The organism is Mucilaginibacter sp. KACC 22773 (assembly GCF_028736215.1).
Lineage (GTDB): Bacteria > Bacteroidota > Bacteroidia > Sphingobacteriales > Sphingobacteriaceae > Mucilaginibacter.
The window spans coordinates 6,059,148-6,081,119 of sequence record NZ_CP117883.1; the positions used below are offsets into that span (position 1 = coordinate 6,059,148).

Genomic DNA, 21,972 nt, shown 5'->3' on the forward strand with positions numbered 1-21,972 from the left:
GATAGTCGGCCTTGAATTTAAATTTATTTTGAGATCAACTAAGGGTAACAGCTAGACTTATGTAACTGGTAATAAAGAAGTAATTCAATAGATCAATTAAATTATGAACATATGAAAAAAATAATACTTTCCCTGGTCGCCCTTGTGGTTTTATCCTGCGTTTCTACATATGGCCAAGATAAAGATACAACCAAATCAGGAATCATTTTGGATGGCCTTCTTAAAATGACCGATACTGTTGCGAGGCAAAAAAAGATTGAACAGCTATTTAAAACAGGTAATGAAGTGGACGGGGAAGCCTTAGTCCGTTTCTACAATGTCAAAGAAAATAGGGCTATGAGTGATAGCGCATTTCGTTCAACAGCAAGACGGTTTCCTCTGGGAGATTATGGATTTCAAAGCGCAAGCATGGAAGTGATGGCCGAAAATGACCCGGCAAAACAGCGGGAAAAGTACCTTGCTATGCGCAAGCGCTTTGCTCATGCGGCCAATAACCGCATGGGATCTGGCTTTGTAGAACTTTCTATTGCGATGAAGAGGATCGCTGATAAGGATCTTAAAGGCGCCTTTATTTATATTGACTCGATCCGAACCCCATCACTTTTGGCATCAGCCGCCCGGGGCGTTTATGCCCTGGACCCTGCCAAGGCAGAAGAGATGTTAAGGGAAATTAAATCATCCTCCAACAATTCCGGGACCGGAGAGCGTAATAACGGAATCGACGCGACCTATGCCCATATTCTCATCAGCAATGGCAAAATTGAAGAAGCTGCTCCTTTAATTAAAAAAGTATATGCTGAATCCACAGGTATGCGCAGAAGCGACGAAATCATTGGAGATTATACAACTATTCTGCGTGCTGAAAACGATTATACCGGTATCATTACAGCACTTGAAGCGGCCATTTTGGAAGGCAAGGGAACACCTGATATGAGAGCACAATTAGCTGTGGCATATCAGAAAATGGGCAAGGATACGAATTCTTCTTTTAAAACACTTAATGAAGCCTTGAGTAGACGTATCCGGCAGGAAGTAGCTCCCAGCATGATCAATAATCCCACTCCATTTTTTACCGTTCGTGACATAAACGGCAAGACGGTATCGCTGTCTGACTTTAAAGGGAAAATTGTCGTGCTGGATTTCTGGGCAACTTGGTGTGTGCCCTGCAAAGCTTCATTTCCTGCTATGCAGCAGGTTGTAAACAGGTACAAGAATGATGGGAAGGTGGCTTTTTTGTTTATTCATACTTGGGAACATAGTGCTAAAGAGCCTTTGAAGGACGCTTCACAATATCTAAAGTCGAAGAATTATACGTTTGACCTATACATGGATTATTATGATTCAAAAACCAAGACTAATCCTGCTGTTAGTGCTTTCAAGATAGAGGGTATTCCCACTAAATATGTGATTGACCGCAACGGTCGAATCAGATTTTTAATCGAAGGATTTAATGGAGGTGATGAAGCTTCTGCCGAAGAAGTTTCAGCAATGATTGAATTGGCAAAAGGTGACAGTTAAAATTGCTGTTCAACTTTAAATAATACTGGGGCAATTGTGCATATCGTCTATCTTAATACTACAGCGGGTAGGCGGTATCACTTTTAGTTTCCGAAAGTACAAAAAAGCTTTGTACCGTAGTAATATTAGGCAACGTAGCTAATTTATTGCGATAAAAGTCATGATATGCCTCCATGTTAGCCGTTGCTATCCTGAGCAGGAAATCAAAGGTACCGGTCATTTGAAAACACTCCATCACTTCCGGGAATTTCGCTATCTCCGTTTCAAATTGCTTTAAAGTTCCGGCGGCGTGGTCATTTAATAATACCTGGCTAAATGCAATTAAACTTCTATCAATCTTAGTTCTGTCAAGAATGGCAACTGTGCGTAATATATACCCATTTTCTGTAAGCCGTCTGACGCGCTCATAAATCGTAGCTATAGATTTGTAAATCTTTCCTGAAATATCTTTGTTGGTTAGTAGTGCATTCTTTTGCAAAAGTTTTAAAATCTCTCTATCTGTAGGATCTAATTCCATGATGTTTTTTATTCATTTTGACCTATGCAATAATAAGCAAAATATTTTCCAGGAATCGTGATTTTTTTTTTAATATGGCTATTTTTCCGTAAAATTTATTAAAATTATATAAATAGTTATTGAAAAAATTAGCAAAATGGCTTTTTTAATAAAATAACAATGTATTGGGGTATCGGCCTGTAAGGATATTTTCCCGCTTTCCAGAAGAACCGACCGGTATTTCGGTGACATCAGGCTACCGTTATACTTGGCTACCGCCACTAATAGATTGCCAACTTACCAGCTTAGATTGCGGACTTTAACAAAGGGGAAAGGAATCTGGACAAATAAAATGCCTGGAATGAAGAAGCAGCAACCATCGAAACCAAGGATAAAAATGCAATAGCACCCGATGGAGTAAGGAAAGATTTACTCACAAACACTTCGGTGGCTGTATCGAGTAAAGACGGGTGATGGTTTTAACGCACTTTTTAAGTCGCTTCCTCCTCTAAAATAAGGTCTGCCGCCCGGCCGGCCAGATATCGTTCGGCGTCAATGGCGGCCATACAACCCGTACCGGCAGCTGTAACCGCCTGGCGATATACGTGATCCTGTGCATCGCCGCAGCAAAATACCCCCCTAATATTAGTATAGGTGGTACCCGGTTTGGTTTTAATATAACCTGTTTCATCCATATCTAACCAGCCTTTAAATATATGGGTATTGGGTTGGTGACCGATAGCAACAAAAAAGCCTGTGACATCCAGTATCGTTTCTTCCTGTACTTTATTGTTCTGCACTTTTACACCGGTAACGTTCAAGCCGTCACCCGTGATTTCTTTGGTTTCAGTATTGTACAGGATCTCAATGTTAGGCGTATTCAGCACACGTTGCACCATCGCTTTTGAAGCGCGGAACTCATCTCGCCTAACCAACATGTACACTTTGCGGGCCAGCTTAGCCAGGTAAATCGCTTCCTCAGCAGCGGTATCTCCGGCCCCAACAATGGCTAGATCCTGTCCTCGAAAAAAGAAACCATCACAAACCGCACAAGCAGATACGCCAAAGCCGTTATATTTTTGCTCTGACTCTAGCCCCAACCATTTAGCTGATGCACCTGTGGATATAATTACGGTATCCGCCGTAATGGTTTTGGCTTCATCAACTACCACCACATGCGGCATGCCGGAGAAATCGACAGAGGTAATATAACCCAAACGGATATCAGTGCCTAATCGCTCAGCTTGTTTGCGGAAATTTTCCATCATTTCGGGACCCTGGATGCCATCGGGATAACCGGGATAGTTTTCTACTTCAGTGGTTTGGGTAAGCTGCCCGCCAGCTAAGATCCCGGTATACAATACCGGGTTGAGATCAGCTCGTGCAGCATATATTGCAGCCGTATACCCTGCTGGTCCAGAGCCTATTATAAGGCATTTAACGTGTTCACTACAACTTGATAATTTTATAAGATCGTCAGTCAGCAACGCGTGTCTTTCCATTTTAATTAATATATTTTTTTCTCTTTTTGTGGTGCTAATAATATAAGTGCCCTCAGTGGCTCGGGGGATGAACTCAAAGTCAAATTGTCGATCTTGGATATATCAAAAATGGACATTTGCACTTTTGATTTATTCGAATGCGATTTTAAAATCATAAAAAAGCATCCGCTTCTGAGGACGCTTTTATTAAATTAACTATTAACTAACTCTAAAGAACGAATGAAGACTTTTAATTTTATACCGCCGCCATTGAAAACAATCCGACCCTGCACTTAAATGTCGATATACGCATATCAGTAAATTTATTTTTCATTTGACGACTGGTCTTTATCTTTTAAAGGCATTTAGCCCGCTTTCTAAATATTGCTGGTAACTGGGTATGTCATACTCTGCGCCCTTTGGATCTACCATTGGTTGCTCGGTACCCGGATCGAGCAATACATAAAATGGTTGCGAATTAGCCCCGAATTTTGAAGTTTGTAAATAACTCCATTTATTACCAATGGTCTTTATGCTTCTACCTTCCGGGGTAGTGGTTTGTTCATCCGCTGACAGGTCAGTTTTGTCATCCACGTAAAGCTGGATGAGGACGTAATCCTGATTGATCAATTTTGAGATCTTGGGATCAGGCCACACATTTTCTTCCATTTTCCGGCAGTTAACACAGGCATGACCGGTAAAATCGATCATCACCGGTTTGTGTACCTTTTTCGCATAGGCAAGCCCTTCGGCATAATCGAAAAATGGATTAAAGCCTTTGGGTTTATCAAATAACCCTTCGTATTTGTGCGGCCCGTTGTCCGATACAGTATTTACAGCGGCCGCTAATCCGCCAGACAGATCAAAATCCTGCGTGGCCTTAGGAGGCAGAAAAGCGCTTACTGACTTTAACGGGGCTCCCCAAAGTCCGGGCACCAGGTACATCGTAAATGATAATACTATTATTGCCAGAAACAGGCGTGGCACCGAAACAAATTTTAATTCACTGTCATGGCTTAACGTTAATTTCCCCAACAGATAAATACCCATTAATGCGAAAATCACAATCCACAACACCAAGAATATTTCACGGTCAAACCAATGCCAGTGATAGGCAAGGTCGACGTTGGAAAGGAACTTCAGGGAAAGAGCGAGTTCAAGAAATCCTAAAGTAACTTTAACACTGTTCAGCCAGCCGCCCGATTTCGGCAGCGCATTTAACCAGCTTGGGAACATAGCAAACAAAGCAAAAGGCAGTGCTAATGCCAGGGCAAAACCAAACATTCCGATAGCCGGGCCTAAAAGGGCGCCCGTCGTTGCTGCCTGCACGAGTAAGGTCCCTATAATCGGGCCTGTACAACTAAAGGATACCAGGGCAAGAGTTGCCGCCATGAAAAAGATTCCGGCTAAGCCTTTGCGGTCGGACTCCTGGTCCATTTTATTAACCCATTTGCTGGGTAAAGTGATTTCAAAGGCCCCCAGAAAGGAAGCGGCAAATGCCACTAATAATAGAAAAAAAGCAAAATTGAATACTCCGTTGGTAGAAAGGCTGTTCAAGGCATCCGGGCCAAAGCAAACGGTAATAAGCAACCCCAGTACCACGTAGATAACGATAATAGCTACGCCATAAGTTATCGCTTTACTAATCCCCCGGCTTCTGTCAGCGCCCTTGGTAAAATAACTTACCGTCATAGGTAGCATTGGAAATATACAGGGCATCAACAAGGCTGCAAATCCGCCCAATACGCCCGCGAGGAAAATGGCTAACAAAGTTTTCTTCTTTTCTTTTTTGTCCGGCGCATTTACAGGTTTTTTTACAGGGTTTTTAACAAGAGAAACCTGCGGCTTTGGCGTATCAGCCGGAGCCGGAGCGAATACAACGCCCGCTGTAGAGATGGTGTCCTGCGCGCTTGCCGGCATTCCTGAAATAGATAGCCCCGTAAGAATTAGCAGGGTAAGGAATATTCGTTTGATATAAGACATTATTAGATTTGCTGTCAGTGAGTGATTACCGTTATTGTTTGAGCTTGCCGTCCGCATCAAGTTCCTGTATCGGATAGCCGAGCTTCTGAAGGCCAGGCATGATTTGGGCTTTATCGCCAACTATTACAATTACCATATTATCCGTGTTAAGGTATTTAGATGATAATTGATTGAGCTCAGCGGGAGTTATATTTGCCAGGATGCTGTTCTGCTGAGCCACGTAGTCAGGCTTGAGATTGTATTCCAGCAGGCGAGACAGGAAAGCCGCTTTTTGAGCATTTGTTTCATACCTGCGGGCATCGCTCTGACCGATCGAGGCCTGTGTAAACCTTAATTCTTCCGGTGTAATACCATTTTGTTGATAATTGTGAATTTCCTTGATGAACTCAACTACCGAACTGTCCGTACTGGCGGCCAACACGCCGGCAGAGGCCGTAAAATCACCGCCGTATTTGCCCGAACTGAAGCCGGAGCGTGCGCCGTATGTCCAACCCCGTTTTTCGCGCAGATTAAGATTAACGTGACTGTTGAAGGCTCCGCCCAGGATGTAATTAGCAATACCCAGTTTATAATAGTCACCTGTTGCATCATAATTCAGGTTATCCAGGTAACCTATACGGATCTCAGATTGCGCCGCACCGGGAACATCTACGATGTATAAGGAAGTTTTATCAAATGTTTTACCCCCGGCAGGAGCAGGTAAAGTTACTTTTTTATCCTTCCAGTTATTCAGAAATGCCAGGTTACTACGGGCAGATCCTTCATTAATATCGCCTACGACAACGATCCGGGTAAGTGACGGTACAAAATAGTTGTCATAATAAGCCTGCACATCCTGCAGCGTGATATTGGGAACGGTTTCTTCGTTACCATCAGCTGCATAAGTTCGGACATTGTCCGTACCGTACAAAACCTTGTCGTAGACACTGGAAGCGACTGATGCCGGCTGCGTTTTTGATTGCTTCAGGTTTTCGATAGTCTGTTTTTTAATACGATCTAACGCGTCTTGCGTGAACTTGGGATGTAACAAGCGCTCCTGCAGCAGTGACATAGTTTTTGAAACGTTCTGGCTTAATGAGGAAGCAAGGACCATCAACTCCTCATTACCTGCGAACACGTTAATGGTACTTCCCAGCTTATCCAGTTCTGAACTAAATTGCTCGGCTGTATACTTTTGTGTTTCCTCATTCATCATACTGGCTACTATACCCGCCAAGCCAGCCTTTGAGGGATTATTCACTGCAAATAAGCCGCCACCTTCTAAGGTAATGTTGATGGAAACTGATGGCGTCTCGCTGTTTTGTGTTCCAATGATACGGATACCGTTCGGTGTTGTTGCAGACCATATTGCCGGGACTTTAATAGCAGGGTTTGGGCCCGTACCCGGGGGCACAGAGCGATCAAAATTATCACTCGGTTTTTTATACGATAACCCGGCATAACCGTAATCCGGTGCTTTATATCCTGACGTGTTAATGGTGTAATTGTCGGGTGCTACAGGCGGTACTGTTCCACCTTTAGGTAACACACTTAAGATTACGGCAGGTTTGCCTTTGATGTATTTGTTGTAAACCCGCATTACGTCCTCTTTAGTTACTGCCCGGATCTCAGCCAGCTCCCGGCCAATCTGGTTAGGCTCACCGGTTAGATACTGCGCCATGGCCAATTCAGACACTTTGCCGCTCACACTAGAAAGGCTGTTGATATAATTAGCTTCGGCACTTGCTTTAAAACGGGTTAGTGCATCATTGCTTACACCTGTTTTTTCAAATTCAGCCAGGGAACTCGCAATGATTTTTTTTGCATCGGCCAAGGTCAGGCCGGGGAAAGGCATTACTTCAAAACCAATTTCACCTGCAAGTTCAGAGGTTGACGAATACATTGCAGCTTCAGCCGCCTTACGTGTTTTGACGAAATTTTTGTAAAAAATAGAATTTTTCCCTCCGCCAATAATCTCTGATAAGGCATTTAGTGCAGACATATCTTTATCATATGTTTTTACGCCTGGGTAGGTAATATTCAGCAGTGGTAACTGTGCATAATTATCGGTATAAGACACGTATCTATCCTTCGTTAACACAGGTGAAGGAAAACTGGCGTTTGCCACCTCCGGCCCATGGGGGATGCTTCCAAAATATTTGGTAACCCATGCCAGCGTTTGTTTAACGTTTAAATCACCACCAATGGTCAGCGTGGCGTTATTGGGGCTATACCAGCGTAAAAAGAAATTTTTAAGGTCACTTACGTTTACCTTATTCAATTCCTCAATATAACCTATTGTCAGCCAAGAATATGGATGTCCATAAGGGTACAGGCTCTTGGAAGTGTTTTCGAAGGCCAGGCCATACGGACGATTATCGAAGTTCTGGCCCCGCTCGTTCTTTACTGTCGCACGCTGCACTTCGAATTTCTGCTGTGTTACCGCATCTAAAAGAAAGCCCATTCGGTCTGATTCTAACCAAAGCATTTTTTCCAGCTGATTAACAGGCACTGTTTCGTAGTAATTGGTGCGATCTCGATTGGTGCTGCCATTAAGCGAGCCGCCGGCTTCCGTAATGATTTTAAAGTGGTCGCCATTCGGCACGTGATCTGAACCCTGGAACATCATGTGTTCAAAAAAGTGGGCGAAGCCGGATTTACCAATCTCTTCCCGGGCCGAACCCACATGGTAGGTCACATCGATATGAACCAGCGGATCGGAATGGTCTTCCGCAAGAATAACGGTCAGGCCATTAGGTAAAACATATTTTTCAAAAGGAATGACTACTTCTGATCCTTTACGCGAAACTTTTTCGACCAGTTTTGCCTGTTGTGCCATGACGCAGTTCGTAACGGCGATAAGGCCAACTAATGAAAGAGCGTTTAAGATTATTTTATTCATAAGATAAGGATGATGTAATTCTGTGACGGACTACAAGTTTTTTTCTAAAGGATTTATTTAATAGCTATGCTGAATTCTGCGTCTGAAGGTGGAAGGCATTTTTGATCATTGCAGGTCATATAGCTTATTGTGCCTGAAACGGTGGTTTGCTTATTTTTAAGCTTTATTTTTTGCTGAAAGATTACCTCATTTTCGAAGAAGCCGACCTCCATATCAAAGACCTTTTCCATCCGGACGACAGGTTTAGGTTCACTGGTTTTTCCAGTAAGCATGTAGTCCTTTGAAGGTTTGAAAGAAAAAGATGTCGGGACAGGTCCGCCTTCTTTCAGATATTGAGAATAGACATGCCATCCACCATCAATGTTTGCCTTAAAGAACAGGACAGCTTCCGTGGCATTTATCTTTTTTGCAGCATAACTCCAGTGTACCGGCTGTAGAATCTGTGCTTTAGTGGTGAAAATGCCACCGAGCAGCAGTAGAGATAATAAGATTATTTTTTTCATTGAATAAGTATAAAATGTTTAGTTAATAGCCTTTAATCAATCTATTGGGTCCAGGCAAAGGCCATCCTGAATTTATTTATATTCCTTGCTGATCTTTATTTATGCAAACGGCTTATTGGATTGTATTCGATAAAATTGGTTGCACTTGATAAATACCCTGGCTGCGGCGGTTCATCCTTCATCAAATCAGTGCTTAAATATTTTTTATTACTGTCGCTTAGAATGGTAACGATAACAGCTTCGGGCCCGAGTTCCCGAGCCAGCTGTATTGCGCCGATTACGTTAGCACCGGAAGAGATTCCAACAGCTAAACCTAATTGGCTAGATAATTTCTGTGCCATAATTATCGCGTCACCATCGTGCGCCTGTAAAACGCAGTCTAACTGATCGAGTTTAACAATAGCCGGAATAAATTCATCAGAAATCCCCTGAATGCGGTGACTTCCAACTTTATGCCCGGTTGTTAAGGTGGGGGACTCGGCAGGCTCCAACGGATGTATAAGCACATTAGGATTCATCTGTTTGAGGAAAGCTCCAACGCCCATAACCGTACCTCCGGTGCCTACACCAGCAACGAAAGCATCCGGCTGCAAACCCACACTGGCCAATTGTTCCCAAATTTCCTTCCCGGTTGTCATTTCGTGAGCTTCGGCATTGTACAAATTTTCAAATTGCCGCGGCAAGAAAACTCCGCCCAGAGCGGCCATTTCTTCACTCAATTTGATACTGCCCAAAAAGCCACCTTCATCTTTACTGACTAAAACTATCTCAGCGCCCATACTCCTGATGATGTCTATACGTTCCTTGCTCAGCCAATTGGGCATGATGATTTTTACCTGATGACCAAGCGCCTTTCCAATCGCTGAAAAAGCGATGCCGGTGTTACCACTGGTGGCTTCAATAATTACGTCATTTGGTTGAATAGCGCCCCGTTTATATGCCTGATATAGTATGTACAGCGCCATCCGGTCTTTTACGCTACCGGTAAGGTTGTAGTGTTCGCACTTTACAAAAATCCTTCCTGGCTCATCTTTATAACAATATCTTAACTCCAGCATAGGAGTATTTCCAACTAAATGCCATAGTTGGCTGAATTTTTCGTCCAATCCTGCTCGTTGTTCCGGCATGTGCAAATCTGTTATCATGTTATAAAAAATTATAAGATAAATATCGAAATAGCAGAATTACATAACAACGAAGATCAAAAAATCCATAAATTTTATAGATTGAGAGGCTGTTCATTGTATTTTTTTCGGTTTTGCTTTATTGGATCGGGTCCTACTGTGATATTTTTCATTTTCATACATTATAACAATAGTATAATGGGTCAATAAAAGTCATTTAACACTCTCTAAAAACGGAATATTAGGCGAACTACTTTAATTAATTAATGCCGATCTTAAAAATTTGCTGACCTGCAACAAAGGCACAGCGAGAGTTGTGGTCCTGCTATACCTGGCGATATTAATACCATAGAATTGACCCAGGTTATTGAAAACCGGCCCGCCGCATTCTTCCGGACGCAACCGTGCATCATGCGCGAATACCTTGATAAATCCATCCCGCCGGGCACTTTTTCCACCAGAAAATTTCTCGGCAGGGTGATTAGGATCTGCACTGGCCGGTTTTGTTGCCAAGATGATCTTTTTCACAAGTTCCTTCCCTTTTCTGTTTAATCTAAAAAGCGCCTCCTGGCCTGGCCGGTAACTTTGCAGTATGCGCTGAAAATCTTCGGGTTTTAATAACTGCTCGCCATTGATACTGGATATTTCATCGCCGATCCTCAAACTGTTCCTTCCCGCTGGCGAGTTAAGCTGAACCCTTGTAACAGTCGCTTTTCCTTCGGAAAAAGTGACGTACGCGCCCAAGTAACCTGAACTAAATTTTGGCGCCAGGTTCATACCCATTGTGCTGACCACACTTATCCGTGGCAAAGAGTCTATAAGCGGTGATAACAAAATAGTGCCGAGAGAATTGAAAGTAAGACTATCCTGGTTTGAAAGATCTATATTAACCCCACCTTTCAGCTTTTGACTTATTTGAAGAAGAACAAGATCGTCAGGCTCACTTCGTGCAATAACCTTCCCTTCAACCCTTACACCATTGCTGATGTTAACCATCACATGTTCCCCAACACATGAACTTTTACTAATGATTAAACTTCCGCCAGGCGTTTTGCGTAATTGCAATCCACCGGGGGCTATAATCGTACCTATTATTTTCTGAGGTACACCCCCAACATCGCTTAGAACATACAATTCACTTTCCCTCAAAGGTTTTGCTACAGGGCCGAAATAGGTTGCTAAGTCATTTAGTTCAGAAAAGCTTTGCAGTTTTTCCCTTAATGGATCGGTCTTGATGTCATCGGTAACTTCCGGTAGCGTGGTATAGGTTTTTGCTGTTTTCAACGCTGTCCAGTATTCCCTGTAATAGTCAACGGGTATTTCCATATTAACATCTTCTGATTTATCACATCTGCTGTGCAACCCGATCAGCCTGCCTTTGTAATCATACAAAGCCCCGCCTGAATCCCCAGGTTCCATCGCACAAGTGGATTGGAAGAAGCCCCACTCATTCAAGGTATCGGTAATATGTCCGAACCGAACCGACGGAAGCGGTTGGGCCAGGGTCTCCGGGTAAGAAATGCTGATACAAGGCTCGTCTTTCCTGATGGCCGAAGACCAGCCCATTTCGACAAACGGCCAGTTTCCGCTGGTAATGATTTTCATCATCGCGACGTCAGGCTGAGTAGGCGTGGCTGATAAATCTATTCTGCCCAGCCCAACAGCAAGGCATTCTCTTCCGTCCGGGAACCAGACCTTATAAGTTCGACCGGGCTGAATAGCATGGGCTGCTGTTAGGATATACCCATCCGGACTAACGACCGCGGCGCTGAACTGGGAACTATTTTGCACTTTTCTGATCGTGTCCCACCCCATAACTTTTACGCTGGCCGAATAGGCTCTTTTTATACCGGCGTGGATCATTTTATCGAGCTCTCCTGTGTTCCGGTGTTGCGCCTTCGACGATTCAGAGAGAAAAAACAGGATAAAAAAGAATAAAACAGATCTAAATTTCGATTGCATCATATAGCGGTATTTAGTATGAATGGAAGAGCGGATCGTATAAATATCTGAATGCCACGTGCAGAGGTACCGATAGTAGTGGTACGGCTGAACCTGGCCATATTTATCCCTATAAAATTGCCGTGGATATCAAACAGGGGGCCACCGCATTCAGCAGGTTTTATCCGCCCATCATGGATGAACATATCCATAAAACCGTCAAAGCGTTCGCTTCTACCACCCGTAAAGTGTAATGCCACATGATCGGGTTGATCGTCCGGCCGTTTGCCGAGTAAAATGTGATAAGAAAACGGCTCCTTGTCCCTTATACCCGTAACCATAAGGGTATCGCCGGGGGCGTGGATATGAATTTGCTTTAAATAGGCTTCTTCTGTTGTCACTTTCACGTTGTCAACGGTTAATATTTCGTCTCCGAGTTTTAAAATATGATCCGCCGGTCCCTCAGGCATGACAATTGTCAGTAAAAGCCCCCCGCTCTTATTTTCAGCCTGGGCACCCAGGTAAGCGGTAGCATAGGTGTATCTCAGTTCGAATTCCCGGCCCCCAAGCACACTTACGATACCGGTTTTACCAGGCTTAGCGCTCAGTAGTAGTGTGCCTAACATATCTGTGCCTACGCTATCCGTACTTGCAGCGCTAAGACGGATGCATTTTTTCAGTCGCGCATCAATCTGTATCAAAGCGAGATCATTTTTTTTATCACGGGTGATCACCTTACCAGCGAAGAAATTACCGTCAGGCAATTGTACTTTGATACTGTCGCCCAGCATGGAATTCTTAGTGATCACGAACCCCCGGCGTTTAACCTCTTTCATCTGTGCCAACCCATCGGGCGAAACTGCGGTGCCCAAAATCTGACCTGGTTTTCCGTTGATGATGCTAACAATGTTTACGCTATAATCACTCAATTCTGATTTCAAGGCGGTAAAACTGGATTCTAGCTGATTTATGGCGAGGGTCTTTGGTCGTCCGGAAAGTAATGGGTCGGGGGGTATGATTTCGGCGTCGGGTATCATCCGATAATCCTGAGCTATATTCAGTGACTTCCAATATTTTCGGAAATAATCAACAGGAACCTCGAAATTATCGTCAAGTGATGATTGTATGCTGCTATGCACGCCAATCACACGTCCATGAAGGTCGAACACCGGGCCTCCCGAATCACCCGGTTCCATCAAACAGGTGGTCCTGAGCCGCTTGCCCCCACCCACGGCGGTTTCCGCAATATAACCCAACCTAACTGCAGGGGTCTTGAATTTTTGCGGCGCGGTATGCATGGATTCGCGATTAAGACTTTCCGGATAGGCGATGCTGAGGCAGGGCTCGTCCACTTCCAGGGAGGAAGACCAGCCGATAGGCGCAAATGGATAATCTCCAGGCTCGGTGATTTTCATAATAGCTAAGTCAAGCGACTGAATACGCCCATACCCTTTTGCCACTGCACGACGTCCATTGTTAAAAATAACAATGTAATTTTTATCTGGATGGCAAACATGCGCCGCAGTAAGGATGACTCCGTCGCTAGTGACGACTACACCACTGAATGTGGTACCCGTGAGTATGTTTAATTTGGGGTCATAATCGGCCAGGAAGACACTGGCCGGCGCAACTTTAGCAATTACATTTTTTATTTGCTTTTCCAGGCTGACCTGGTCGGCATGTTGTGCTTCCACTCGTTGGTTTAACAGCACTAAACAGCAAACGAAAAAGGCCAGTAAGCAAAAAATATTTATTGATCTCATAATTGCGGATATTAATGAACGGACCTTACCTTTTGTTAATCTGACGAACCAGTTTTGGAGTATATTGAACATCTGGGCCTATTAACGCTATATATTTTTACAATTATTTAGTGATTTAACGATAGGCTAGCTGGCCATCGGCAACGCACTTTATTGCTGATATTGTGATTTATATTTATGGAAAAGCTTTTGCATCAACCTTGTTTTCTGGCCATCTCAATCATCGTTGACATCTCTTCAACAGCGGCGTCATCAGCCCCGTCAAAGCCTGTCAATTTAAACCTTACCTTTCCATTGCCATCTATGACGAACTTGGCAGGAATACCCGTAATGCCAAACATGCCCACAACGTTGCTCTTTTTGTCGTCCAGCAATACCTGGAAAGAATAGTTATTCTTTGCAATAAATGCCTTTACATCTTTAGCCGGATTGGGGATATCCTCCCAAGTGTCAATAAACAAAAACTTTACGTTGGGATCATCTTTATATTTATTGACTACCCTTTGCATTGCTGGAAAAGACTTTTTACAGGGGCCACACCATGTAGCCCAAAAGTCAAGTATTACTACTTTCCCTTTTAATTCGGTTAGTGAAACTTTATTTCCGTTGACATCTGCAAGTGCAAATTCTGGTGCATTCTCAGATATCATTTTCTTGCCCACGTTGGCTTGCACTTCTTTGTGCAGATCGGCGTTTAAACTGCTCATAAGGTCAGCATACCCAACCTCAGAGCCTTTGTCCTGAATGTAAGCAGCTTTTAAGCTGTTTTTAATCTCAGCAGTCGCCCGCCCCGCCTTTACTTCTTCAACCAAAAGGGGAAGCGCTTCCTTACCCCTTTTGTTAGCTGTTAAAGTCATCGCGTAAACTGTTTTAACGCTGCCGCTTTTGCGGGTACTGCCCTCATAAGCTTCTGTGGCGTAAATCAGTGCGTCCTTATATCGCTTCTGCTTGAATAATACGTAAGCCAGGTCAGCAACATTGGCATAGTAATTTTCCTTTGCAGATGAATTTTTATCGGCCCCAGCCTTTGCGATCGCAACTGCTTTTCTAATCATTCGTTCTGCTGTAGGGAATTCATTCTTCGCTTCTAACAAAGGTGCATCAACTGAGATAATGGTATTTTGAAAAGATGGGGATTTTACCGATTCAACCCACTGCTCACATTTTGCCGCGTTTCCTTCCATAGCATAAAAATATGCCACTTCCGCCCGGGCATAGTCGTATGTTATATCTGCATCCTGTGCCGGTTCGGGAAACTGCTGTATCAATTCCTGGTATTTTTTTTCCTTTTCGGCTGCTGTAGTATTCATAGATACCAAATCGCTGTAATACTTTACAAATGCAGCATGGCCTTTAGGGTAGCGTTTTACGGAGACTTCGCTTAATGAATCTGCCAGTGCATTTTGCCTGATAGCTTCAGCAATTTGAGTTGCCCTTGTTATACCTTTTTCATCTTTATCCGCCATTTTTTTTAGGCCTTCTATTATCTTAAGTTTATCAGCGTCGGTTCCCGATTTTGCTAATGACCGGTAATAAAGCGTTAAGCTATCGGGCTGGGGCCGCTGCTGGGCATTGACCAACATTCCATAACAGATAAAAAGCACGACAAAACAGTATTTTATATTTTTCATATTTTATTAATTTACATACATAAGGAATGGAGGCCATAGCCTCCCATTCCTGGAATTTTTAATATCCTGGATTTTGGGTCAGATTGGGGTTAGCAATAATATCGTCTGATGATATAGGATACAATACAGCGGTTGACTTCCACCCGGGCTTGATCGGCGCTAAGACATCATCCGCCCGCGTTTTGGTTGGGTCAGTAAGGCTTGGCGTACGCTTCAAATCGAACCAGCGGTGCGGATACTCCGCAAAAAGCTCAATTTTACGTTCCTGTTCAACAGCTGCAAGTAACTTACTTGAAGTTGCTGCTGTTGTGCCGGCAAGGCCGGCTCTGGTACGTACAACATTAATATCAGAGGCCGCCCCGCTTAAGTTTTGTTGATGTGCCCGTGCTTCGGCACGAATGAGATATTGCTCGGCGAGCCGGAGAACGATATAATATTCGTTACCTGCCGTAGCGTTTATCAATTTATACTTGTTAACACTATAGTTGCCGGTTGTCCCGATAGGTGCGACCCAATTGGTGAAGCGCTTGTCATTGGCTTCAAAACTATTCTCAAAGCCTGGCCTAAGAAACAAAGTATAGTCTGCCGGGGACGGTGGTACGAAATCCGTGCCCCATTGGGTAAAGCCTTCCAGCGTATAAATTTGTAGGATCGTTTCATTACTGGTATTTAAAAATGTCTCATCCGGTGATGATAGGGAGTAAACGCCGCTGCTTATAACATTAGTAGACTCATTTTCAGCGCCAATCCAATCTTTATTATACAAATAGACCCTGGCTAATAATGCTGATACCGCGAACTGATTTACCCGGGCCCGTTCCGCAGTAGGATAAGTTGGAGATAAAAGGTCTTTAGCTTCTTTCAAATCACTAATGATCTGGCCGTAGACCTGATCAATCGGCGCCCTTGGCAATACTGCGTTGACTGTGGCATCTGTTGAAAGCGTCAGTGGTACGGCGCCATAACAGTTGACCAGCATGAAAAAGGCATGTGCACGCCAGAATTTAGCTTCGCCTATTAGCTGGGATTTCAGTGCCGGGGTAACTTTTGTTGATTTTTGGAGCCCGTCGATAGCGATATTGGCATTCAGGATTTGCTGATAAGCGCCACCCCAGATCACAGTAGGTGACGCTGGCGGTTCCGGCGTCAGGGAATTGCTCTGAAAGTCTAGATAACCCGAGAAAGGCGCGCCGAAATAATTAAGTTCGTCAGCAGACAAGCCGCCATACTCTGCGCTGTATAACACTACATCACGGTAATCGAATAAACTATATAGCGATAATATGCCTGCTGTCGCGGAGGCATTGTCATCGTAGACGAGCCGGGCATCTATGGAACCGGGAGGAGGTGTGATTTGCGCATATTTTTTACAAGCGGAGATAAAGAGGGTAATGCAAATCACCCCTATCAAATATTTTATTTTATACATAATTGTCATGATGATTAATTAATAGTGAAATTTAGTCCGGCAACAATAGTTCTCAACGGAGGTAAGGCATTACGTGATTCAGGATCAAGGACATACTTGTTTTTTGCCCATGTCAGCAAGTTCTGTCCCTGTAAATATACACGCGCATTAGAAACCTTAATCTTCCTGGTAAAGGCTGCCGGAAGCATGTATGAAAAGCTTGCTGATCGCAATTTCAACCATGATGCATCCCCGTAATAAAAGTCAGACTGACCAAAAGTGGCATAACTTGGATAGATAACACCTGTACCACCGGAGACAGCAGATGCTCCGGGGAATAACGTGTTCACGTCGCCGGGTTTTTGCCATCTGTTCAATACTGATACATTCTGGTTGCTCAAGCTACCGGGTCTGGTGCCGAACACCTGGTTGATAGTCCCATAGTCATGATTGAATTGTAAAAAGAAATTGAGGCTGAATTGCTTATAATTTAAGGTGTTGGTGAGGCCTCCATAATAAGGGTTTCTGATACCAGCAGGATACCTGTCTACGGTATTAATTGTTCCATTACCATCCCGATCATTGATAATCACCGCACCCGTATTCGGATTGACACCACCGTATGAATAATAATAAGCTGGAGGAACTGGGTAACCTACTAAGAAGGTACTACCATAAAATGCGGTTGAAATTGAATTAAAACTCAGCATCTTTGTGGTCTGGAAAGAAATGTTGAAGTTAGAGGTCCATTTAAAGTCTTTGGTATCTACGTTTGTTGAAGTGATCGTAAACTCGAAACCCTTGTTTTGCACAATCGCGTCAAGGTTTGCATAGTACGAGTTAAAACCGGTCTGGTTTGGAAGATTAGTTGCGGTAAGCAGGTTCGATGACCGGTGTACATAAGCATCTGCGGTGAACAGTAACCGGTCTTTAAAAAATCCCAATTCCAGTCCAAACCCAAGTTTCTTAGTCGATTCCCATTCAACGTTCGGGTTGGCTACGCCATTGAGTGTTAAGGCCGAGCTTCCCTGATAAGCTGTGGCGTTTCTAAACAATGCCAGGTACTGATAATTCAGCAACTGATCATTACCTGTAGTACCATAGCTGGCCCTCAGTTTACCAAAACTTAAAAATTTAAGATTGTTCTTTACGAACGGTTCGTCGGTGAATATCCATCCGCCGCCGATGGCGCCGAAGTTTGCAAATTGGTGGTTAGGTCCAAATCGTGAAGAAGCATCACGTCTGAAAGTTATATCGACCAGATATTTGTTATCATAATTATAATTTACTTTCCCAAATGCTGCAGCGTATTTATAAAGGTTCTCATCACTGGTAGCGGTATAGGTGCCTGCACCGCTGATACTGGTTAGCAACCCCGGAAATGCATAACCGGAAGCAAAAATATTAGAGAATGAGTTATCACTCTGCTGAAAAGTGCTGCCGACCAACGCCAATAAATTATTCTTTCCATTATGTAAATTATAATTCAGTTGTGGCTCAACGATATAGTTGGTTGCAACAGAGGTTGCGAACTGTGCTGAATTACTTGTAGCTGTTATCGGGTTTTGGGACAAAAGTGGGTTGGTAGAAGTCTGGTTCAATACATTTCGCGTATAACCAGCATTTAGCTTAAAATTAAATCCTTTGAAGAAATTATAATCAAGATTGCCGTTAGCGATAAAGAATTGTGTGGAACTGCCATACTGCTTCAAGAGCGTTGCCATTGGGTTTGTAAATGTTGTTCCAAACCAATATAGGGTACCGTCCGGATTGTATAGGGGGAAATTCGGTGGAAGACTTAAAGCGTTTGATACATCGGCCGAAGGAAGGTTGGTTTGTTCATCTGTATAGCTAACACTGAAATTGGTCTTAAAACGCTTGTTTGAAGAATTCGTGGTAAGCGTCATTCGACCAATCAAACGTGTGTCTCCATAATTTCCCATGTAAACAGAGCCCTCATGGTGGTAGTTTCCACTCGTAAAGAATTGAATGCGGTCATTGCCACCTGTATAATTCAGTTGTGCATCAGTTGTATGAGATGTTCCGCCAATCAAAAGTTTTTGAAAGTTCGTGTAAGCATTTGGATCCCAGGTTAACAGATCGGGGGCATTGCTCGCCCTCGGGGTAACACCGTCGTTCGCAAAAGCCTCTTTTCTTAACTGAAGGTATTCTTGTGTATTTAGCAAAGGTACAAAATGGCCTACCTTCTCTATACCATTATAAAAGTTCACATTCAGTTGTGAAGTGCCTGCCTTACCTTTTTTGGTAGTGAGCAAAATAACACCATTTGCTCCGCGGGAGCCGTAAATCGCCGTTGCGTCTGCATCCTTTAGGACATCTACGCGCTCAATATCCTGCGGATTGAGCCCTGCAAAAAGGGTTAACCCCCCGTTTGCACCGATGATATTAGGGTTCAGGTTATCGTTAAGAGGTTGAAAACCGCTCAGGTTCACTGACGGTACCCCGTCGATAATAATTAACGGCGCTGAACTGGACTGTCCAAATGAGCCCGTTAAGTTATTAACGCCACGCAGCCTTATTGACTGGTTCGCCCCAGGATTTCCATTATTCTGAACGATCTGTAAACCTGCTATTCTACCGGAAAGTGCCTGCAACGGATTGTCGACGGTTTCTCTGGAGAGGTCCTCTGATGTTATAGAACTTACTGAACCTGTATTTAAGCGTTTTGTTGTCGTGCCATATCCAATAATCTGTACTTCATTCAGACTACCTACATTAGGCTTCATGGTTACTTTCAGGTGCGAGGAAAGAGGTAATGGAATTTCCTGAGTAACATAGCCAACAAAACTAAAAATCAAAATATCATTGTCATTTGATACATCTATCTGAAACACACCGTTCTCATCAGTTGCGGTCCTGGTATGTTTATCCAGTCTCAATTGGACAGTAACTCCGGGTAATGATTGTCCCTTTTCGTCCACGACAATGCCGCTTATCCTTTTTGCCTGCATAGCAGATGTTACATTCGCGGGAATTTTTTCTTTAATAATAATGCTGTTACCCTCTTGTTGATACTCCAGGTCTGTATTTTTTAATAGCCTATCAAGTGTTTCAGCTACCGTTCGTGATGTTCCGTCAATTGTGATATTTTGGTAATCATTTACTTTTGGCGTGGAGTAAAAAACATTGTAACCGCTTTGTTCTTGTAGTTTTTGCAGCGCCGTTTTCAAGGAAACGTGCCGGATCGGAAAAGAGATTGCTGTCTTGTTAATACTTTGACCTATCGTCTTGGTCGAAGCAAACAGCGAAAGACTAAGCATGAATACAGCCGAATAACAGATACTAACTTTCATGATAAAGGGGCCGTTAAGTCGTAAGAATTTAATTAAAGGGACGTAAGTCTTCCCTTTTGCAAAAGCAAGTTTTTTTTGCATTATTTGTAGTGTTTAAAAAATGAACAATAATTTTTAATCAGAACTCCTCACCGCGGTCCAATGCAGAGGAGTTTTTTTGTGACACACATCCAGTATGCCACAATCTATATCAACTATAATGCTTTGTAAATGTCTGCCATATTAAATTGAGGTTTTAAGTATAAATTTTAAATTTATTGTTTACACGATTTGCCGTCGATCGTGACGGAATTTCCATCAATCACATAAGTTGAAGACAGCGTAGCACTAATGATCTTAAATACTTCATCGATCGACTCGGTTCCTTTGAAATGTCCAGTGATCGGGCAATTTTGCAAGTCGGGATTATTGAATTTTATCTGAATCCCATAGCGTCGCTCCAGTTTGGATGCCAATTCGCCGAACGCTATTTCATTAAACTGCATATCTGCTTTGACCCAGCTGATGGCTTTTGCCGCAGGGGTGTTCTGCCGGGTCAGCGATTTTGTGTCTGTGGAATATTGCACTTCCTGATTAGGAGTCAAAATAACAAGCTGTTTTTTGCTTGCGTCCATCACACTGACCTTGCCACGGGTAACTGATACAATTACGCTCCGACCTGCATATGCTTTAATATTAAAAGCAGTACCCAACACGGTAGTGATAACTTTCCCGGTATGGATCACAAATGGTTGCTTTTTATGTTTAATATCAAAATAAGCTTCACCAACCAGCGTAACTTCACGAATATTCCTGTTAAAGCTGTAATGCAAGCGACTTCCCGGATGTAACAGCACTGTACTGCTATCCGGTAGCAAAATATATTTATTCTCGGTATTTTGACGGGATGCCACCGCTGATATCTCAATTGGTGTACTAAATAGAAGATTGCTTTCGTAAAGATAGGCGCCGATAGATAGCCCGGTCAATACGGCGGCCGCCGCCCACCAGGATCGAGTACTTACCCTTTTTATTGTTTTTGGCTTATTACTATTACGCATATGTTTAATTAAGTTATTGCGCATCATCTCCTCGATCATTTTTGCCTCGTTCGGTGCATCCTCCTGCCACGTTACATCCCGGGAATTCATTTCTTCATACCAATCATTCAATTGTTTTTTCTCGAATTCATTAGCGGTGCCTAAAAGAAATTTATTCATCAATGACTCCAAGTGTTTCTCTTCCATTAATTTAGGTTTATATATACAGTTACATAAGTCTCCTTATTACCCTTAGTTGAAACCAAAAAATTATTAATTATTCCAAAAACTTGTCATTATTCACGACTCATCATACTACAGGTGCTTTGTATAATTAGCATACCATAAACACCGGTAAACTTCTCCCTAAAGGCTGGCACGTACCAACGGATAAAGAATGGTCAATATTGGCAGAATTTCTTGGTGGCTAATCTGTAGCGGGTGGAAAAATGAATCAACAGGTACGGAATCTTGGTCAAGTCCAAACGCAGGTGGAACAAATTCAAGTGCATTTACGGCTTTATACAGCAGTTTTCGCGGCAAAAGCGGCTTTATTCCTTCAAGCAATAGTACTTCATTATTTTGGAGTAGCACAGCGTATGACGACAAGGACGCCTGGGCGCGGTATTTGCGATTTGACAACGAAGCTTTGGGTTGGAATCATGGCGGAAGGTATCATGGCTTTTCCGTGCGGTGCCTGAAAGATTAGCTGATCATAAGGGTGCAAATGCTTTGTCATTATCTAATGATTAAAAGAATGTATGATATGCTGTGAATAATGTATATGACCAGTTGTGATCTCGCCCAAAACTATACCCAGCGTCTTTGCTGTGTTAAGTAAAGGTTTATTAAAGGCGCGCTCGTTTTGTCAAACACAGAATGATTGAAGGCTTGTGTGCTCGGGGTGAAA

Annotated in this window: 14 protein-coding genes; 2 read left to right on the forward strand and 12 right to left on the reverse strand. The window is 43.2% G+C overall.

What is annotated here, in order from left to right; all coding sequences use genetic code 11:
• Nucleotides 1–111: 111 nt before the first annotated feature.
• A complete protein-coding gene (locus PQ469_RS25160) occupies nt 112–1,518 on the forward strand; it encodes a TlpA disulfide reductase family protein (protein ID WP_274210135.1) in 1,407 nt (468 codons plus the stop codon).
• A 58-nt stretch (nt 1,519–1,576) separates the two neighbouring features.
• Here PQ469_RS25160 and PQ469_RS25165 read toward each other — a convergent pair whose 3' ends face one another.
• The 12 genes from PQ469_RS25165 to PQ469_RS25220 form a co-directional block, all read right to left on the reverse strand.
• Nucleotides 1,577–2,035, reverse strand: coding sequence for an Lrp/AsnC family transcriptional regulator (locus PQ469_RS25165; RefSeq protein WP_274210136.1), 459 nt, complete (start codon nt 2,033–2,035; stop codon nt 1,577–1,579).
• A 470-nt stretch (nt 2,036–2,505) separates the two neighbouring features.
• On the reverse strand, nt 2,506–3,516 hold the full coding sequence (gene trxB / locus PQ469_RS25170; protein ID WP_274210137.1) for a thioredoxin-disulfide reductase: 1,011 nt from the start codon (nt 3,514–3,516) through the stop codon (nt 2,506–2,508).
• A 327-nt stretch (nt 3,517–3,843) separates the two neighbouring features.
• The gene (locus PQ469_RS25175) at nt 3,844–5,478 is read right to left on the reverse strand and encodes a protein-disulfide reductase DsbD family protein (RefSeq protein ID WP_274210138.1); all 1,635 of its coding nucleotides are present in this window, start codon (nt 5,476–5,478) and stop codon (nt 3,844–3,846) included.
• A 31-nt stretch (nt 5,479–5,509) separates the two neighbouring features.
• A complete protein-coding gene (locus PQ469_RS25180; protein WP_274210139.1) occupies nt 5,510–8,359 on the reverse strand; it encodes a M16 family metallopeptidase in 2,850 nt (949 codons plus the stop codon).
• A gap of 53 nt (nt 8,360–8,412) precedes the next feature.
• On the reverse strand, nt 8,413–8,862 hold the full coding sequence (locus PQ469_RS25185; RefSeq protein ID WP_274210140.1) for a protein-disulfide reductase DsbD domain-containing protein: 450 nt from the start codon (nt 8,860–8,862) through the stop codon (nt 8,413–8,415).
• A 95-nt stretch (nt 8,863–8,957) separates the two neighbouring features.
• A complete protein-coding gene (locus PQ469_RS25190; RefSeq protein WP_274210141.1) occupies nt 8,958–10,007 on the reverse strand; it encodes a PLP-dependent cysteine synthase family protein in 1,050 nt (349 codons plus the stop codon).
• A 234-nt stretch (nt 10,008–10,241) separates the two neighbouring features.
• Nucleotides 10,242–11,951 carry a trypsin-like peptidase domain-containing protein gene (locus PQ469_RS25195; protein ID WP_274210142.1) on the reverse strand — a complete coding sequence of 570 codons (1,710 nt, stop codon included), beginning with the start codon at nt 11,949–11,951 and terminating at the stop codon, nt 10,242–10,244.
• A complete protein-coding gene (locus tag PQ469_RS25200; protein ID WP_274210143.1) occupies nt 11,948–13,690 on the reverse strand; it encodes a trypsin-like peptidase domain-containing protein in 1,743 nt (580 codons plus the stop codon). Before PQ469_RS25200 ends, PQ469_RS25195 begins: the two co-directional genes overlap by 4 nt.
• 194 nt (nt 13,691–13,884) lie before the next feature.
• Nucleotides 13,885–15,321 carry a redoxin domain-containing protein gene (locus PQ469_RS25205; RefSeq protein ID WP_274210144.1) on the reverse strand — a complete coding sequence of 479 codons (1,437 nt, stop codon included), beginning with the start codon at nt 15,319–15,321 and terminating at the stop codon, nt 13,885–13,887.
• 58 nt (nt 15,322–15,379) lie between these two features.
• Nucleotides 15,380–16,759: a RagB/SusD family nutrient uptake outer membrane protein gene (locus PQ469_RS25210; RefSeq protein ID WP_274210145.1), complete on the reverse strand. Its 1,380-nt coding sequence runs from the start codon at nt 16,757–16,759 to the stop codon at nt 15,380–15,382.
• Between the two features lie 5 nt (nt 16,760–16,764).
• On the reverse strand, nt 16,765–20,124 hold the full coding sequence (locus PQ469_RS25215; protein WP_274210146.1) for a SusC/RagA family TonB-linked outer membrane protein: 3,360 nt from the start codon (nt 20,122–20,124) through the stop codon (nt 16,765–16,767).
• A 173-nt stretch (nt 20,125–20,297) separates the two neighbouring features.
• The gene (locus PQ469_RS25220; protein WP_274210147.1) at nt 20,298–21,269 is read right to left on the reverse strand and encodes a FecR family protein; all 972 of its coding nucleotides are present in this window, start codon (nt 21,267–21,269) and stop codon (nt 20,298–20,300) included.
• 137 nt (nt 21,270–21,406) lie between these two features.
• Between PQ469_RS25220 and PQ469_RS31450 the strand changes: the two genes are divergently transcribed.
• Nucleotides 21,407–21,493 (forward strand): FISUMP domain-containing protein, encoded by an 87-nt coding sequence (locus PQ469_RS31450; RefSeq protein WP_490356163.1) that lies wholly within the window; start codon nt 21,407–21,409, stop codon nt 21,491–21,493.
• The last annotated feature ends 479 nt before the right edge of the window (nt 21,494–21,972 follow it).

Bases quoted from the DNA above. Each gene is read 5' to 3' on its own strand.
- PQ469_RS25160 (WP_274210135.1), top strand. From the start codon at position 112: ATGAAAAAAATAATACTTTCCCTGGTCGCCCTTGTGGTTTTATCCTGC.
- PQ469_RS25165 (WP_274210136.1), bottom strand. From the start codon at position 2,035: ATGGAATTAGATCCTACAGATAGAGAGATTTTAAAACTTTTGCAAAAG.
- trxB (WP_274210137.1), bottom strand. From the start codon at position 3,516: ATGGAAAGACACGCGTTGCTGACTGACGATCTTATAAAATTATCAAGT.
- PQ469_RS25175 (WP_274210138.1), bottom strand. From the start codon at position 5,478: ATGTCTTATATCAAACGAATATTCCTTACCCTGCTAATTCTTACGGGG.
- PQ469_RS25180 (WP_274210139.1), bottom strand. From the start codon at position 8,359: ATGAATAAAATAATCTTAAACGCTCTTTCATTAGTTGGCCTTATCGCC.
- PQ469_RS25185 (WP_274210140.1), bottom strand. From the start codon at position 8,862: ATGAAAAAAATAATCTTATTATCTCTACTGCTGCTCGGTGGCATTTTC.
- PQ469_RS25190 (WP_274210141.1), bottom strand. From the start codon at position 10,007: ATGATAACAGATTTGCACATGCCGGAACAACGAGCAGGATTGGACGAA.
- PQ469_RS25195 (WP_274210142.1), bottom strand. From the start codon at position 11,951: ATGATGCAATCGAAATTTAGATCTGTTTTATTCTTTTTTATCCTGTTT.
- PQ469_RS25200 (WP_274210143.1), bottom strand. From the start codon at position 13,690: ATGAGATCAATAAATATTTTTTGCTTACTGGCCTTTTTCGTTTGCTGT.
- PQ469_RS25205 (WP_274210144.1), bottom strand. From the start codon at position 15,321: ATGAAAAATATAAAATACTGTTTTGTCGTGCTTTTTATCTGTTATGGA.
- PQ469_RS25210 (WP_274210145.1), bottom strand. From the start codon at position 16,759: ATGACAATTATGTATAAAATAAAATATTTGATAGGGGTGATTTGCATT.
- PQ469_RS25215 (WP_274210146.1), bottom strand. From the start codon at position 20,124: ATGCAAAAAAAACTTGCTTTTGCAAAAGGGAAGACTTACGTCCCTTTA.
- PQ469_RS25220 (WP_274210147.1), bottom strand. From the start codon at position 21,269: ATGGAAGAGAAACACTTGGAGTCATTGATGAATAAATTTCTTTTAGGC.